A 16,207-nucleotide genomic window follows, 5' to 3' on the forward strand; every position below is an offset into this window, starting at 1 on the left:
TTCCCTCCAATTAGTTATTTCAAATTAATTTTCAATTTTTGTAACCACTTTTTATCTTCTCCTATAGAATCCCTTTCAACATTAAATTCCAATACATATATGGCAACATATATCTTTTAAGTAAAAACATACTATACCGTTCTTTCGCTTGATTAAATGGAAACGTTTCTTGAGGCTCATGTTCATAGTTAAATTCAGCAAGTATAAGACTTTTATATCCTGTAACAATCGGACATGATGTATATCCATCATATTTAGCCTGTAAATCTCTTCCGCTAAGTACGTCCATAATATTTTGTTTTAAGACGGGGATTTGTTTTCGAATTGCTGCTCCAGTTTTAGAGGTAGGTAAATTGGTACAATCTCCAAGTCCAAAAATATTTTTATATTGCACATGCTGCAAAGTATAAGGGCTTATATCTACCCATCCCTGATGATTACTTATCTCACTCTCTTTAATAAAATTAGGTGGCCCCATTGGTGGAACAACATGTATCATACTATATGGTACGGTTTCTCTTTTTAGTGTTTGCGTATCTTCAAAAATTGCCTCTCTCTTTTCGGCGATAATTTCCACTAAATTTTTATTATAATTCGTTATAATTTGCTTTCTTTCTAGTACTTGTTCTAAAGTATTTGCATATCGTGGAACCTGAAATATGTTATTGTTTGCAGAATAAAACATTACTTCACTTCTGTTTCTTACACCACTATTACAAAAATACTCCTCTGCTAAGTACATAATTTTTTGTGGAGCACCACCGCATTTAATAGGAGTATTAGGGTGGGTAAAAAGCGCATTTCCTCCTTTAAATTTTTCGATTTCTCTCCAAGTAGAATCAACATATGTATAAGAATAATTACTACATACCCCATTAGTGCCAATAGACTCTTTTAAGCCTTTAATACTGTCCCAATTTATTTGTATACCAGCTGCTACAATAAGAATTTCATACTCAAGTAGCAGTCCGTCATCTAAAAGTATCTTATTTTCAGATGGAAATAACTTAACAACACTTTTAGGGATCCACGTTGCCCCTTTTGGAATAAGCGATTCCTGATTACGCATCGTACTTTCCTTTGAAACAATTCCTCCCCCCACTAAACTCCATAGTGGCTGAAAGTAATGTTTTTTTGATGGATCAATAATTGCTATACTTTCTTTCAATAGGGGTACATTTCGTAATAAATGTGCAGTAGAAGATAGTCCTGCTGTCCCAGCACCAATTACAATAATTTTATAACTATCTCTGGTCTTCATTATCCTCTTCCTATCTAAAATTGATTTTTAAATTAACTAATTAGTAGCCATTTTTTCATCGTAGTAACATTATTATAAGTTAAAAACATCATAGTTTTATCTGATTTAAATGAAAATTTTGTTAATTTTATCATTAACATTACTATATGCGTGAATCCCCTATGTTACTTCCATATTTTAGTTTTAATATTAAAACTAAATATTGTTATATAAAATAATACATTAAAATACTTTTCATGAATCCGGATAAGTAATGTTTAAAAAACAACAATTTTACTACAGTAATCAAGAACAGTTTTCTAAATTAAGTTACTGCAGAAAATATAACTCTGGCGCAATATCCCTACCAGCTTTCATTCCAATAGTAACTCCATGATATAACATCAAAGATGAAATCCCTCAACTTAGGTATTTGACTTTTTAAATTTATACAAATGTCTTAGCTCTATGTACTGTGATATATAGGTCCACATCAATATGTTATTGCATCATATACTGAACAGATAATTTAAATTACTTTTATAAAGGATGATGAGGATGAACCTAGAAGATATACAAAAATCCTATGGCGTAATTGTAAGTTTAGGAGGATTGTGTCAAGTCACCAACCAAATCAAAAGACACAATTTAAGAACATTTTCTGGACCTTTAGATTGGTTTTATTATCCATCACTTTCAGATGTAAACAGATTACTTCAAAATCGATTTAAAAAATTTATGAAGTTGGAAAATATGATTATAGAAGGTTCAGAAAGTTACGGTCTTATTGAATCAGAATTTGATAATCAAATTAAATGGGCAGAACGAATTACCTACTGTATAAAGGACACTTATTATAATTGTTTTTCAATGCATGATTTTCCTATTAATTCAGAAAAGGATTTGAAATCAACCTATCCTTCTTTTAAAGCTAAATTAGACACTAGAATTAATCAATTCCTTGAAAAAATAAATAGTAGTGAATCCATTTTATTCATTAGAATTTGGGGAAATCGAGATGAAGCGGTTGAATTACAAAACGTATTATCTAAAATTACAAATAAGGATTTTAATATCCTTATTGTTAATTTCAAGGAGGGTATATCTAATATTGTTGAACAAAATTGGGGAATATCGCGGGTTTGTTCAATTGAACTCCCACGTTATCAGGATAGATGGGAAGGTGATGATTCCGATTGGGATGTTATTTTAAACAAAATAACATTAACTTAATAATTTTCTTCTTACTTTTAACATGATTTGGCCCGTAAAATCAAATAGGTGTAGAGAAATAAAATTCCTGTCTAATTGATACACACTTAATTAACAAAACGTTCATATAATAATTCGTAAGTCCTTCTTTATTGAATAAATAGTTCTTTACAAAATTAGTTCTATCACTAGAGCACCTTTATGCGGTGCTCTTTTTTGAATTTATAAAATGTAAAAATAGTTGTTCCATTTTCCTTCAAATGGCTAATTCCCTTTGTTATTCTTCTGTTGATTTCTGTATAATCATTTATGCGATCAGCATATTCTGCTTATGTAGTGCATTCACGACTACTTACTTCCATACTTTATCTTATATTTTGTCTTCTTGGATATTTCATTATAAGCTTCTTCAATTCCCTTGATTTCCTTCCCCTTCTTTTATCTTAAGAACAAGCAATTTCTTTCATTAATATTAAATAAACTAAAGCATAGATTTTAAAAGAACCTAATTTACATATAATTAATGATAAACTACAATGTGTATTCTCCACGTTTAATCAGCATCTGAATTATAAATCTAACATATTTTTTTTAGTTGATTATCATTATGGTACAACCGTGTATACATTTACCAAACAAACTACATAGTTTAAATTAGTAAAATATATAGAGAGGAAGGAAATAAATCTATGAAAGTCATAATTTTGTGTGGCGGAAAAGGGCTTCGGATGCAAGGAATTTTAGAGGACATTCCCAAACCATTAGTTCGAGTTCAAGGAAAGCCTCTCCTCTTGCATATAATGAATTGGTATAGAAAATATGGACATTCTGATTTCATTTTGCCCTTAGGATATAAAGGTGAGAAAATTAAGGAATATTTTATGGACTTTAGCTGGAAAGAGAATGACTTTAGTTTGAATTTTAAAACCAGTCAATATACGCTACTTCAGAAATTAGAAAATTGGAATATACACTTTATAGATACAGGAATTGATACAATGACCGGGGCAAGACTAAAAAAACTTGAATCCTTTGTACAGGGTGAAACCTTTTTATTAACTTATGGTGACGGATTAGCCAATATAGATATTGATCAACTAATAGCATTCCATAAAGAAAAAGGAAAAATTGCTACATTAACTGGAATTAAAAAAAATAGTCAATACGGCCTATTGGCGGTCGAAGATGGAATTGCTATTGATTTTAAAGAAAAACCATTACTTGATGAAGTAATTAATGGCGGTTTTTTTGTATTTAACAAAGAAATATTCGATTATTTAAGTAATAATGATGATTGTGTTCTAGAAGAAGATCCTCTTCGAAATTTAATAAAAGACAATGAGCTCGCAGTCTATGAACACAATGACTTTTGGGCTAGTGTCGATACACCTAAAGATTTAAAAACTGTAAATGAAAGTTGGAATCTAAATAAATTTTAGTGGAGAGGACTGAATAAGCATTGAACTCTAATGATAAAAAAATAAGTTTACCTCGATTGTATATCCCCTCTAATGAGAAAATAGTTAACCCACTTTCAACAGGAATTAAAGCTTCAAATCTCTCCAAAAAAAATACTCAAAAAAGAATTGATCCCCAATTCTATAATCAACAACATGATCTAAATAATCATTTCTGCGTCATTGTAGGTAGTGAGTATGTCTTGAAAATTATTGCTTTACAGCAATCATTAATGCAGTACTCAGAAAAATTCACATTGTGGATTTGTTGTATAGATCCTTTTGTATATTCACTATTAAAAGAAATGAGTTTAATTAATGTAAACCTTTTACAAGTTGAAGAATTGGAAGATCGTGAATTAAAAGCAATTAAGAGAAAAAGAAAAGTAAATGAATATTGTTGGACTTTAAAATCTGTCTTGATAGAATATTTATTGGTCAATTATGATTTACCATCTATTCTATATTGTGATGGTGATTTATGCTTTTTCTCTGACCCTAATATTATTTTTGAGGAATGGGGTGACCATTCTATTTTCCTAACCCCCCAAAGAGATCGTGATTGGGTAGAAAAAATGTATGGAAAATATCAGGCTGGTCTAATTGGATTTAAGAATGATCTCTATGGACTAAAAAGTGTAAGATGGTGGAAAAATAAATGTATAGATTGGTGCAGTGCCGAGGCTGAGGAGGGGAAATTTGGAGACCAAAAGTATTTAGATTATATCCCTATATATTTTCCAAAAGTAAAAATTTCAAATAACTTAGGTATAAATGCTGCGCCTTGGAACTGTATATATAATAACGATTATAAAATTGACAAGACTAAAAACGATATATTTATTGAAAACGACAAACTAGTTGTTTACCATTTTGCATGTATTACTATCTTTACTGAAAATGATTTTGATCTTTGGTCTTTGGGAGAAATTTCAATACCCAATAATATATTAAACCATATTTACACTCCATATTTAGAGAGAATTCAATTTGTTTTAAAGCAATTAAAGGATAAATTCAATAAAGATACTAAACAATTTTTAAGTAAAAAAGATATAAATAAAGCTCAAACTTTATATAAAGATTCACAATTAAGAAGAAAAATGAATCAATCCAATCATTTTATGAACTTTTCCATGATTATAAGTAAAGAACGATTAATCCAAGGATTGACTTCTTATTATTCCTTAGAAAATTTCAACGCTAAATTTACTGTATGGATTTGTTGTATGGATGATCTAACGTATCAAATATTAGAGAAATTAAAATTAAAGCACGCCATACTAATTCCGGTAAAGGATATTGAAAATCATGAACTCCTCAGTATAAAAAATGATAGAAGTTTACAAGAATATTGTTGGACATTAAAAGCGCCCCTATGTCTACATGTCCTTAGTCTTTATCCGGAAGTTGATCACATTATATATTGTGATGCTGATATGTATTTCTTTACAGCACCTAATATCATTCTTGATGAATGGTGGAAGTACTCTGTATTCCTTTGCCCTCAAAGAAGCTCTACTGAAATTGAAAGCATACACGGTATATACCAAGCTGGTTTAGTAGGCTTCAAAAACGATCAAAATAGTAAAGAAATTTTAACATGGTGGAAAGATAAATGCCTAGAATATTGCAATAATCAATATGATGTTGAAATGAATAGATGGGGTGACCAAAAATATTTAAATCACATTCCTAACATCTTTTCTAATATAAAAATCATGACTCATAAAGGTATTGATGCAGCACCTTGGAATGTCATTTTAAATAGCAGTTCTATATCCAAAACAGATAATAAAGTTTTTATTGATCAAGATGAATTAATAGCTTTTCATTTTGGAAGTATGCAAATTATTAATCCAAATGAGTTCGATTTATGGAAACAAGAAACTTTAGAATTACCTCCAGCAGTTTTAGATTATATATACATTCCTTATATTGAACAATTGAACAAGACATGTCATACCCTTCATAATACTTTTCAAAAATCTCCCTCCTCTTTATTTGCTGACCAAATTGATACAACAACAATAAAAAATTATTTTAAATACCCCTCCCCTCATCACAATTAAGACTGATACTTTCCTTATTTAAAAATAAATCTATTTATTTCAGCAACTAAAAATACATCTTAATAAAGGATAGATTATCACTATGATTGCTTCATTTAAAAATAAAACTTTCCTTATTACTGGTGGATACGGTTTTATTGGTTCTCACTTGGCACGAAGACTTTTAAATTTACAAGCAAAAATTGTTCTTTTCATAAGAACACCATCAAACTCTTGGAGACTAAAGGATATTCTAAAATATATTGAAACCTATGAAATAGATATACGAGATAAAAAACAAGTACAAGATGCAATAAAGAAAATTAATCCCGATTATATCTTTCACCTGGCAGCCTATGGTGTAAATTCTGCCCATACAGATTACATCCATGCTATAGAAACAAATGTTATAGGGACTTGTAACATTATTCAAGCAGCAAAATTGGTGAATTGTAAAAAAATCATCAATTTTGGGAGTAGTTCTGAATACGGTAACAAGATGGAACCTATTCATGAAAATATGTTACTAACTCCTGTGGACATCTATGGAAGTACCAAAGCTGCTGCTACTATACTCGCCCATCAAATTGCTAGCGAAAACAATATTAATCTTATAACATTAAGACCTTTTGGCATATTCGGAGAAGGCGAAGAGCCGCATAAAATTTTTAGCTATATAATCTTGCGAGTATTACAAAACAAAGATGTAAATTTAACTTTATGTAATCAATTAAGAGATTATTGTTATATAGAAAATGTAATAGATGCCTGTATCCTAGCAGTAGAAAATACTACTGTACAAAATGAAATCTTTAATATTGGGAGCGGCACTATTCACCCCTTGAAACATTATGTAGAATTATTATTCAAACATTTGAAAACCAATTCCAGACCAAATTACGGTGCAATTTCCTCTAGAACAAATGAAAGATGGGTTCCTGAAGCGGATGTGCAAAAAATAAAAAACTCTCTTTCCTGGGAACCTAGAATTAATATTGAAGAAGGAATTATAAAAACTGTTAATTGGTATAAAAATAATAAACATTTATACCTAACTCCCTAAAAATAGGGTACTAAAGGAGGTGGACTAATTGTTAAACCAAAACTTTAATAATGCTTTTTACGGAAAAAGAATTTTAATTACTGGACATACTGGTTTTAAAGGTTCTTGGTTATCCCTATGGTTGAATGAATTAGGTGCTGCTGTAATCGGATATTCATTAGATCCTAAAAATAAAAATGATAACTTTAACATTACTAACCTTCAAAATAATATAATTGATATTCGTGGAGACATTAGAGATTTTAATAAATTAAATAAGGTTTTTACAGATTATAAACCTGAAATTGTATTCCATTTAGCTGCCCAACCTCTAGTTAAGTATTCATATGAATATCCTAGAGAAACATACGAGGTAAACGTTGTAGGAACTATGAATGTACTAGAGGTAATTCGATTACATGAATCAGCTAAAATAGGAATTATGGTGACAAGTGACAAGTGCTATGAAAATAAAGAATGGCCTTGGGGTTATCGTGAAATTGACCCTATGGGCGGCCATGACATATATAGCTCAAGCAAAGGATGCTGCGAACTTTTAATTTCTTCCTATCGTAATTCTTACTTTTCAGAAGAAAAATTTTCTCAACACAAGAAAATAATTGCAAGTGTTCGAGCTGGTAATGTAATTGGTGGTGGTGATTGGTCAATAGATAGAATTATTCCCGATTGTATACGAGCATTAGAATCAAACAAAAAGATTATTATTAGAAATCCTACTGCTATTAGACCCTGGCAACATGTACTAGAACCTTTAAGCGGGTATTTACTCCTTACAGAAAAAATTATAAATAATGGTATCCTTTTTTCAGGAGCATGGAACTTCGGGCCATCCCTAAGCAATATTGTTTCAGTAGAAAAATTAGTGACCAGTTTACTAGATATTTGGGGCTGCGGGGATTGGACAGCAGAAAATATAAGTCCAATAAATTTTCATGAAGCAAATTTACTAAACCTTGACATTAGCAAAGCAAAATTCAATCTTAATTGGCAGCCAAAATGGTCCCTACAACAGACTTTAGAAAATACAATAGAATGGTATAAACATTATAATTCTTACACCAGTTCTGAGATGAGAAATCTATGTATTAGCCAAATCAAACAATATTGCATGCTTTGAACTACTCCCACTTACCCATACTTGCTGTGAGTTCCTTATGGAGGGAGTCTTCTTGGTTAAAATAATAAAAGATACATTAATTTTTATAGTCTAAATTATAAACCTACTATACCTAAAATTATGTGATTGTCCATTAACAAAGATTTTATTTCTGCGGTTATTTCAAATCAACTATTGACATTATACTTAAGAATAAAGGAATCACATATTTTTCTAGTGATTTCCCTGTTCTGAGAAAATAATGTCTTGCTTTAACGACAATACAGTATATGCGATTATTAATTTATTTGTTCTAGTTATGAAAAAATCTATTCCTGTCAAAAGAGCTTTCTTCAAAGAAAAACTTCCTATTTTCTTCTACTTATCCTACCTGAAAAGTAACTAAGATGAAAATTTTGATAATTATATCTACTATTATAGAATTATCCCCTTCTTGTAGCTATTCCACTAAACTTCATGCTTATATATTGATTCTCTAATTTACTATCACCAATGTTGATGAATTCATGCATTGCTTATTCTATACACAAATTGCTTTTTGAATTATCTTTTCAGAATAAGTAAAGAAGGATTTCTCTTTTATGCACTTCTTCCCTATCAGTCTTTAATTTGCCTTTAATCAACAATAAGAACAGATCTTCAATATAGTACATCTTCTATAAAACAAAACCATAAGTAAGATAATTTCACTATTACAAATAATGAGATGTTCTGTTTCACCTTTTTACATTATCTAAAAAAAGAACTTGTAGGAATTCTTACAAGTTCTTTTTTTGTTTTCTTTATTCTCTTCTTATTTACATACGCAAGATTTATATATTTGGTGTTGATACATACTATATGTATCCGATAAAATAATTTGAAAATTAATACGTAATTAATCCGTTTTAAGAAAAGGAAATTTCATAAATCTTCAATCACAGTTTCTAAGTTCACCTGATAGAACGTATAAAGACTCATATCATCTTTTGATAATTTTTGGATGCTTTATTCTAAGCATATTCGACACGAATTGATTATTTTTTATGAATTTTCTTGAAAAATATTGTAATATCACTCCATTTTTTCTTCTATTTTGTTATGATGTTTATAATTAAATTGGATTAGGATTTTTTTAGAAAATGGGGGCGTATATTATGAGTGTCTCAGTAAAAGGAAATGAGCAATTAACCTCTCTATTGAACGACTGGTATCGATCTATGCTATCTCAGCAAGTTATAAAAGCTACTAATCTAAAAAAGAAAATTGATGAAAAAATTAATAAGTTAAGCATTGAACCGGATCAAGAGCATCAGGATCAAAATTTGTTACTATACTATTCACTACTCGAATTTCGTTACAAGGTCTTAACAGATAGCCTTGGTATTCAACAAAATAGTTTTGATACTATTAGCGATTATGATATGCCTACAGATCAATTTCTACAATTCTATTATCATTTTTTCAAATCCATTCATTCCACTTTTATATCAAATTATACTGAGGCAGAGGAACATTATAAACTAGCAGAAAAAATATTGGTAGCTATACCAGATGAAATTGAACACGCCGAATTTTACTATAGAATTGCTACTTTCTATCACCATACCTATAACAATCTCGCTTCTATCGAATACGCAAATAAATCGAGAGCAATCTTTTCAAAGTACGAAGGTTATGAAGTAAAAACAGCCTTTTGTAATAGTTTGCTAGGTGGTTGCTGCATCTATTTAAAACAGTACGAACAAGCAGAAGAATATCTACATTGTGCAATTGATTTACTACAAAAAAATAGGGAAGAAGATTCCTTGTTATACGTAAAAAATACTATGGGGTGGCTGTATTCTGATCAAAGTATGTCTACTTTAGCTATTCGTCACCTTTCAGAAGTAACAGAGAAAATCCCTACACACTTCAAGGCCATCTTCCTACAAGCTAAGGAACATTATAAGTTAGGAGAACAATCAACGGCCAGCCAACTCATTGATAAGGGACTACAGATTTGCAGAGAAATTCATAACGAAGAATACACACACCACTTCTCTATTTTAAAAAAATTAAACGAAAATATTCCATTGGAAGAATTAGAAAAAATCATTCAAGAAGGAATCTTATACTTTGAGGAAGAAGAATTATGGGAATATGTTGTCGAATACGCCGAATTATTTGCCACAAAATGTAGACAATTAGAGAACCACCAAAAAGTAAGTGACTATTTCCATATTTGTTATCAAGCAAGACAAAAATCAATCGCAAAAGGAGTGTTAAAATAATGAAAAAAATTAGTTTATTATTATCAGGCATTGCTTTTATTGGGGTATTAACGGTGGGAATTTTTCAGTTTTCTAAAACAGATCAGCTTGCTACTCATGGGCATTATCCTGCTCCTTCATATAGTGTTGGCGATTATAGTGGTGCACCACCACAAATTTAATGTAAATGTATTTAAAAACCCTCCAAATGGAGGGTTTTTAAATGGCTTATCTGCCTGTTCAATAAGCATAGAGAGTACATATTATACTTATTTACTATGTTATAAGATTTTTCATTTCCACTCTGTAACAAGATTCTAGCATTCTCTCCTAGAATCTCAACTTAAATCTTAAATCCACCAATTAACTCTTGAAGTTCTTCCGCCATCTGTGCTAATTGTATTGCTGAAGAATTTATCTCTTCCATAGAAGCATGTTGTTCCTCAGATGAACCAGCTATCGTTTGCATACTTGAAGAATTTTCTTTTACAGCCATAGCTATTTGATCAATCGATGTATCAACTTTCATTGCATCAGTTGTCATTTTATTTGATAGTTCTACCATACCATGCACTTTTGATACAATATCATTTGCAGATTTTGAAATCTCATAAAAACTTTGTTTTGTATCATTCGCAACCTTAATTCCCGACTGTACTTCTACGCCTACTTCATTCATAGCTTTTACAGTCTCATGTACGTCTGCTTGTATTTCCTTAATTAAACTTCCAATTTCCATTGAAGATTCGGATGATTGCTCCGCCAACTTTCTAACTTCATCAGCAACAATTGCAAACCCTCTCCCCTGTTCCCCAGCTCTAGCTGCTTCAATCGCTGCATTTAATGCTAATAAATTTGTTTGTTCCGCAATATTTTGAATCGCTTCTAATATACTGCCAATTTGCTGTGATTTCTTATCTAATAATTTTATGACATTATCGGATTGAGAAACAGAGTGATGGATAGACTGCATTTGTGTTACAGTTTGTTCTACTAATTGTTCACCTTCATTGGCTTTTTGTTTAGTGTATATGGATGAAGCCGATACTTCAGAAGCATTCTCAGCTACGTATTGAATATTTCGTGTTACCTCACCAATTAATTCAGCTCCAGACTCAACTTCATTATTTTGAACCTCTGCACTGTTCGAGATTTCTTCCATCTCTTTTGTAATTTGTTCTGTCGCAACACTTGCTTGCTCTACACTAGCAGTTAGTTCCTCAGAAGACGCAGCTACATGTCCTGCAGATGTGTTAATTTGAGAAATAATATTACGTAACGACTCTGCCATTGTATTGAAACTACCACCTAATTGACCAAGTTCATCCTTTGAACGAATATCTATTTTCTCGGTTAAATCTCCTTGACTAATTCTTTGAGCTGAAATGACTAATTGTCTTAGTGGAGTAATTATAGATTTGAGTATGAATAGAATTACAATTCCACCTAACAATAATGAAGCACCTATTATAGTGAGCGTTTTATAAAAAATAGGATTGGTAGCTTCTTCAATTTCTTTCGTAGGCATTACGCCAGCTATTTTCCAACCTGTTTTTTTATTTGTCTTAAAGCTTATGTTTCGATCTTCACCATTGAGGCTATAAGTAATTACTCCATCTTCTGTCTTGTACAATTCATCCACTAAAGTTTTATCTAATTTCTCTCCAGGTTTTAGTGATGGATGAACAACTATAGTTTTATCTTGACTAACTATAGATACAAATCCTTGCTTCCCAATTTTTATCATTTTGGATGTTTTTACGATATCTTTAATATTCAAATCTACGCCAATGACACCACTTTTATCTGCATTCTGCTTTGCAATTGCAATTACCATATTTCCTGTAGACTTTGATTTATAGGGAGATGAAACAATAATCTCTCCATCTGCTTTTACTGCATCCTTATACCAACTGCTTTCTAGCGGATTAAACCCTTCTGGTATTTTTCCAACAGGTGCATGAATAAATTGATTGTTACTGGATGCCGTATAAATCGTTTCTATCTCTGGATGTAACTGTATATATTGATCAAATTTATTCTGTACATTTTGCGATTGTTCAGGATTATAATCCCCTTGTGTGAGTACCTTTGCAAAATGAGTGATATCTGTATGCTTATTTTCTAATTCATCATCAACAATCTTATCTAAAATACTTATATTATCTTTTGCAGATTGTAGAATTGTTTCATTAAGATCTGTTTTTGCTTTATTATAAGATGATACTCCTACGATAAGGCTTGGTATAATTAATATTGCTATAAATGCCATAGACAACTTCGTTTTAAGCTTTATTTGCCCCAATCTTTCTTTTATATTAAACACTAGCTACTTCTCCTTTTCATTTTTACTACTTATATAGTTTATTTAAATTTTTCTCCTTTACTTTTCCACATTCATTTATGGTACCATTCGAAATGAAACCACAATTACATCCTATTATCCATACTTTATAATTTAAAGATTTAATTTTCACAGACAGAGTTTTATCTGTTCTCCTTTCGAATATGTTATTTTTCTAGATTCAGCAATTATTAGACTACGAATTATTCCAAATAAACTTGATGCAACAAATACTTCATTTAAAAAATAATTATTGGATTTGTTTGGATAAAAATCTAGTTTAGCGCTAATCCAATCGGATGAAATTCTTACCATAATACATTCACTAAACATAAATAAGTAAATTTATTTCTTTTAATACTTATATTTAACTGCCTTTTAACCATTCTAACTGTATTATTTCATCGTTTTATCTATTTATTACAACCACTTTTGTTTTATTAAATCACTAAACTATAAATTCTAAATAGGAAAATAAAATAAATTAGAGAATTACATTGTAACATATATATATAAGTTGTTAATATTAAAATTTAAAACTTTACTATTTTTCATATGCAATATTACACGCGAAAAGCCATAATTTTTTTGTTATACTATGCATGTGGATTTTTCATCCAAAATCCACCCAAACGCATATTTATGTATATGCCACCCTAATTGATGAAAGTGAGAAGAGTGTTTATCATTTTTCTCACTTTTTTATTTAGGCTCTGTTAATATTGATTATTGATAAAAAGTATTAAATAAGGGAAGACACCTTAGAGTTGGTGCTTCCCTTATTTGTTGATTATTCAAATCTAAAATAGGTATTTTCTAAACCTATTCTTTGCTTTAATGTTCTGCCCAAAGCATAATTATTTGGTAATTCTTTTTCAATGACACAAATAATATAACCTGCTTTTCCTGTTGTTAAATTAGTTAGTTGTAAGTAGTTAGTGTTGTCGTAGATATAAGAAATAATATATTCATAGAAATTATTTTCTTTATCTTCTCTATTCATACCAACATTGTACAACCTAACTCTTGCTCCTACCCAAATTTCCTCATCATCATCAACATTACTTAAAGGCATCCATTTCGAGTTATCCAATATTTCACCCTTTTCTTAATTCATTCGTTTATACACGAATGTTGCTAGACACAAACTATCATAAGCATCCGTCATTTCATTGATTAGACGACCACCGACAGAGAAAAAAGACTCAACATAGCTTTTTACCCATTGAAACACTTGCTCTTTTAGTTATTTTTACATTTTGAATCTAAGAAAATGAATTCCCTTATAAAAACTCTAACAGAGAATCTTCCTTCCAAATTTCACCTAGGGAATTATTTGTTTTCCAAAAAAACTACCAACATCTTTATCAACTCATTTTAGAATATTTAAACAATAATTCCATATACATTACCTGCATAAATTATTCATTTTCTTTTATATAAGACCTACCTTTTTACTTTTAATAGATTATTAGACATTGGATTATTATACATAAATCCCAAAAACATGCGGTATTTTGTAGAATTTTGTCTATCAATATGTATGTACACCCTTTTGTAGTGGATATAGACTGTGAGGTGTAAGGAGATACCTTACAAAATAATAAAAAGGAGATTATAGAATGAGTAGATTAACAAAATTCTCAAAGTTAGTATTTGCAACTTTAATCGCGGGAAGTAGTCTAAGCACCTTTGTTTCGTCACACAGTGTACAAGCTGACACCTTAGATCCTAATTACCAAGACAATATAAAATTCATACCACCTTCTAGTGCTAGGCCAAAATTGGAACAAAAAAACACTATTGTTCCAGAAGCAAAAGTTGTTAAAGACCATTATGTAAAGTACTCTAAAGCACATTTCCAAACTAAAGAAAGTATACCAAAAGAGATTTATTATTCTTCAGAAGGCTTTAAGGGCTATATACAGGCAAGTACCGTTTGGGATATGGGAGATCATTTCGCAACACTATATTCCAGAACCGTTATTCGATGTTAGACTTTTAATCCATTCTCCCCTAATGCTTAAAATGGTTAATAACTCACTGCCAATACTGTAATATCTATTGTTCATAAAATAAACCACAAAATCTTTCGATTTCATGGTTTATCAAATATAAAGATAATGCTAAACGAATACTCTAACATTACCTTCCCCAAAGTTAATTATAGAGTATTTTCAAAAAAAAGACACTCTTGTAGTGTCTTTTTTATAGTATTTTAAAAAGAATTCCACCTACTAACACCTTTTTGTTGCGCCTATTCGTTTATTTCAATATGATACTTTTCCATCTCGTATATGCAATAGACAATGATAGCTAAACTCCAACTGACACTATAATAATTATGTGTGTAGAAGTCATAGCCCGCTTTAATACCTTTCTCTATTACAACTAATGTAAATCCTAAAGCCACCCATCTGTTAATTTTCATCTTTATAAACGTTAAAGAGATAATTATTAAAAATAAAATATTTGTAAGATGATTTATCATTAGCTCATATTTTTGAATGTATACTGCCATTATACAAGCAACGATATTAGTCGCAATGCCAAAGGCAATCACCGCTCCCCAAACCCTGTCCGAAAGTCCCACTCCTGAGTCAGTCCCTTCCTAAACAAATATCCCTTTCTTTAATTCGTTCCTACACCCTATTCAAGATATGCTAAATTATCCTTGTCTGATGAATATCTATTTATCTTTTCATATAGAGCAAACAAAATCTTTACTCATAATTTTTTCTTTATTAGACAAACTATGTCTAAGCCGTTTGAACTAGCGGCTTCACTCTTCTGGTAATGGGATAGCACAATTTATTGAATTGACTAACTCATTCAACCCACTGGCACCGGCAGGCAACAAAATAGTTGTCTGCCATTTTCATGTATACTTTTTCTAATTTCATTTCAAACCAAGTGTGTGCTGTACTGATTTCAAAAGGACAGAATTTCATTTTTTAAAATGTAAAAAGATGAGGTCCTGTCTACTTTTGGTATAGGACTTTTTCTTTTCACACATACTATTTTTGAACCTGTTTACCAATACGTGTCCTAATGGTGTCTTGAATTCCTCCTAAAAAGGGCTGCAGATACGACTGCATGCCCTTTTATTTACGTTGTTTCTCTATATTGAATAAAATAATTAAAAACTAAAAATGTAATATTACATATTTTTTCTGTTCAGATTATGTTAGGATTTACTTCGTAGTCGAATTATGGTTTCGTATCTAATTCAGCAATATCTGAGCTGTATCTATTATAATTAACAACATAACAATTGAAGTACCAAGGCTCACACTCCCTTCTACTGTAAAAAAAGGTGATGTTCTTATTATTGAGTTTAGTAAATATGCAATTGATAAAAAGGAAACAGAAAAAAGCAGACGTGAAATTCAAAATTTATTGGATAAACTATTTGAATAGTAATATTAATTCATCAAACAAGAAGAGCTATCCAATAGGACGGCTCCTCTTTATTTCACATACACATAGGCT

General features: G+C 30.5%; 13 protein-coding genes. 9 read left to right on the plus strand and 4 right to left on the minus strand.

Annotation, left to right across the window (positions count from 1 at the left end; translation table 11 throughout):
- Positions 1-61: 61 nt before the first annotated feature.
- Positions 62-1,261: an FAD/NAD(P)-binding oxidoreductase gene (locus tag NST86_RS17675; protein ID WP_086423513.1), complete on the minus strand. Its 1,200-nt coding sequence runs from the start codon at positions 1,259-1,261 to the stop codon at positions 62-64.
- Between the two features lie 537 nt (positions 1,262-1,798).
- Between NST86_RS17675 and NST86_RS17680 the strand changes: the two genes are divergently transcribed.
- The 7 genes from NST86_RS17680 to NST86_RS17710 all read left to right on the plus strand — a co-directional run bounded on the left by NST86_RS17680 (position 1,799) and on the right by NST86_RS17710 (position 10,553).
- On the plus strand, positions 1,799-2,473 hold the full coding sequence (locus NST86_RS17680; protein ID WP_001047148.1) for a papain-like cysteine peptidase: 675 nt from the start codon (positions 1,799-1,801) through the stop codon (positions 2,471-2,473).
- A gap of 668 nt (positions 2,474-3,141) precedes the next feature.
- Entirely contained in the window at positions 3,142-3,891 is a 750-nt protein-coding gene (locus NST86_RS17685; RefSeq protein WP_086423514.1) for a sugar phosphate nucleotidyltransferase, read from the plus strand.
- 20 nt (positions 3,892-3,911) lie between these two features.
- Positions 3,912-5,981, plus strand: coding sequence for a glycosyl transferase (locus NST86_RS17690; RefSeq protein ID WP_086423515.1), 2,070 nt, complete (start codon positions 3,912-3,914; stop codon positions 5,979-5,981).
- 82 nt (positions 5,982-6,063) lie between these two features.
- Positions 6,064-7,023: an NAD-dependent epimerase/dehydratase family protein gene (locus tag NST86_RS17695; RefSeq protein WP_000561952.1), complete on the plus strand. Its 960-nt coding sequence runs from the start codon at positions 6,064-6,066 to the stop codon at positions 7,021-7,023.
- A gap of 28 nt (positions 7,024-7,051) precedes the next feature.
- The gene (gene rfbG, locus NST86_RS17700; protein ID WP_086423516.1) at positions 7,052-8,140 is read left to right on the plus strand and encodes a CDP-glucose 4,6-dehydratase; all 1,089 of its coding nucleotides are present in this window, start codon (positions 7,052-7,054) and stop codon (positions 8,138-8,140) included.
- A gap of 1,136 nt (positions 8,141-9,276) precedes the next feature.
- Positions 9,277-10,392 carry a Rap family tetratricopeptide repeat protein gene (locus NST86_RS17705; RefSeq protein WP_048538659.1) on the plus strand — a complete coding sequence of 372 codons (1,116 nt, stop codon included), beginning with the start codon at positions 9,277-9,279 and terminating at the stop codon, positions 10,390-10,392.
- On the plus strand, positions 10,392-10,553 hold the full coding sequence (locus NST86_RS17710; protein WP_000724109.1) for a hypothetical protein: 162 nt from the start codon (positions 10,392-10,394) through the stop codon (positions 10,551-10,553). Before NST86_RS17705 ends, NST86_RS17710 begins: the two co-directional genes overlap by 1 nt.
- A gap of 161 nt (positions 10,554-10,714) precedes the next feature.
- Here NST86_RS17710 and NST86_RS17715 read toward each other — a convergent pair whose 3' ends face one another.
- Positions 10,715-12,697 carry a methyl-accepting chemotaxis protein gene (locus NST86_RS17715; protein ID WP_140159054.1) on the minus strand — a complete coding sequence of 661 codons (1,983 nt, stop codon included), beginning with the start codon at positions 12,695-12,697 and terminating at the stop codon, positions 10,715-10,717.
- 808 nt (positions 12,698-13,505) lie between these two features.
- Positions 13,506-13,790 carry a hypothetical protein gene (locus NST86_RS17720; protein ID WP_002024558.1) on the minus strand — a complete coding sequence of 95 codons (285 nt, stop codon included), beginning with the start codon at positions 13,788-13,790 and terminating at the stop codon, positions 13,506-13,508.
- Between the two features lie 547 nt (positions 13,791-14,337).
- On the opposite strand from NST86_RS17720, the gene NST86_RS17725 reads away from it, so the two are divergent.
- Positions 14,338-14,712 (plus strand): hypothetical protein, encoded by a 375-nt coding sequence (locus NST86_RS17725; RefSeq protein ID WP_086423517.1) that lies wholly within the window; start codon positions 14,338-14,340, stop codon positions 14,710-14,712.
- 260 nt (positions 14,713-14,972) lie between these two features.
- Here the strand turns inward: NST86_RS17725 and NST86_RS17730 are convergent, their stop codons facing one another.
- Positions 14,973-15,308, minus strand: a complete 336-nt coding sequence (locus tag NST86_RS17730; RefSeq protein ID WP_000524431.1) for a hypothetical protein — start codon at positions 15,306-15,308, stop codon at positions 14,973-14,975.
- 659 nt (positions 15,309-15,967) lie between these two features.
- On the opposite strand from NST86_RS17730, the gene NST86_RS17735 reads away from it, so the two are divergent.
- A complete protein-coding gene (locus NST86_RS17735; protein ID WP_086423520.1) occupies positions 15,968-16,135 on the plus strand; it encodes a DUF3006 domain-containing protein in 168 nt (55 codons plus the stop codon).
- Positions 16,136-16,207 lie beyond the last annotated feature (72 nt).

The sequence above is a fragment of the Bacillus sp. FSL L8-0199 genome (assembly GCF_038005705.1).
GTDB classification, from domain to species: Bacteria; Bacillota; Bacilli; order Bacillales; family Bacillaceae_G; genus Bacillus_A; species Bacillus_A cereus.

Bases quoted from the DNA above. Each gene is read 5' to 3' on its own strand.
- NST86_RS17725 (WP_086423517.1), top strand. From the start codon at position 14,338: ATGAGTAGATTAACAAAATTCTCAAAGTTAGTATTTGCAACTTTAATC.
- NST86_RS17695 (WP_000561952.1), top strand. From the start codon at position 6,064: ATGATTGCTTCATTTAAAAATAAAACTTTCCTTATTACTGGTGGATAC.
- NST86_RS17685 (WP_086423514.1), top strand. From the start codon at position 3,142: ATGAAAGTCATAATTTTGTGTGGCGGAAAAGGGCTTCGGATGCAAGGA.
- NST86_RS17675 (WP_086423513.1), bottom strand. From the start codon at position 1,261: ATGAAGACCAGAGATAGTTATAAAATTATTGTAATTGGTGCTGGGACA.
- NST86_RS17720 (WP_002024558.1), bottom strand. From the start codon at position 13,790: ATGCCTTTAAGTAATGTTGATGATGATGAGGAAATTTGGGTAGGAGCA.
- NST86_RS17705 (WP_048538659.1), top strand. From the start codon at position 9,277: ATGAGTGTCTCAGTAAAAGGAAATGAGCAATTAACCTCTCTATTGAAC.
- NST86_RS17710 (WP_000724109.1), top strand. From the start codon at position 10,392: ATGAAAAAAATTAGTTTATTATTATCAGGCATTGCTTTTATTGGGGTA.
- NST86_RS17680 (WP_001047148.1), top strand. From the start codon at position 1,799: ATGAACCTAGAAGATATACAAAAATCCTATGGCGTAATTGTAAGTTTA.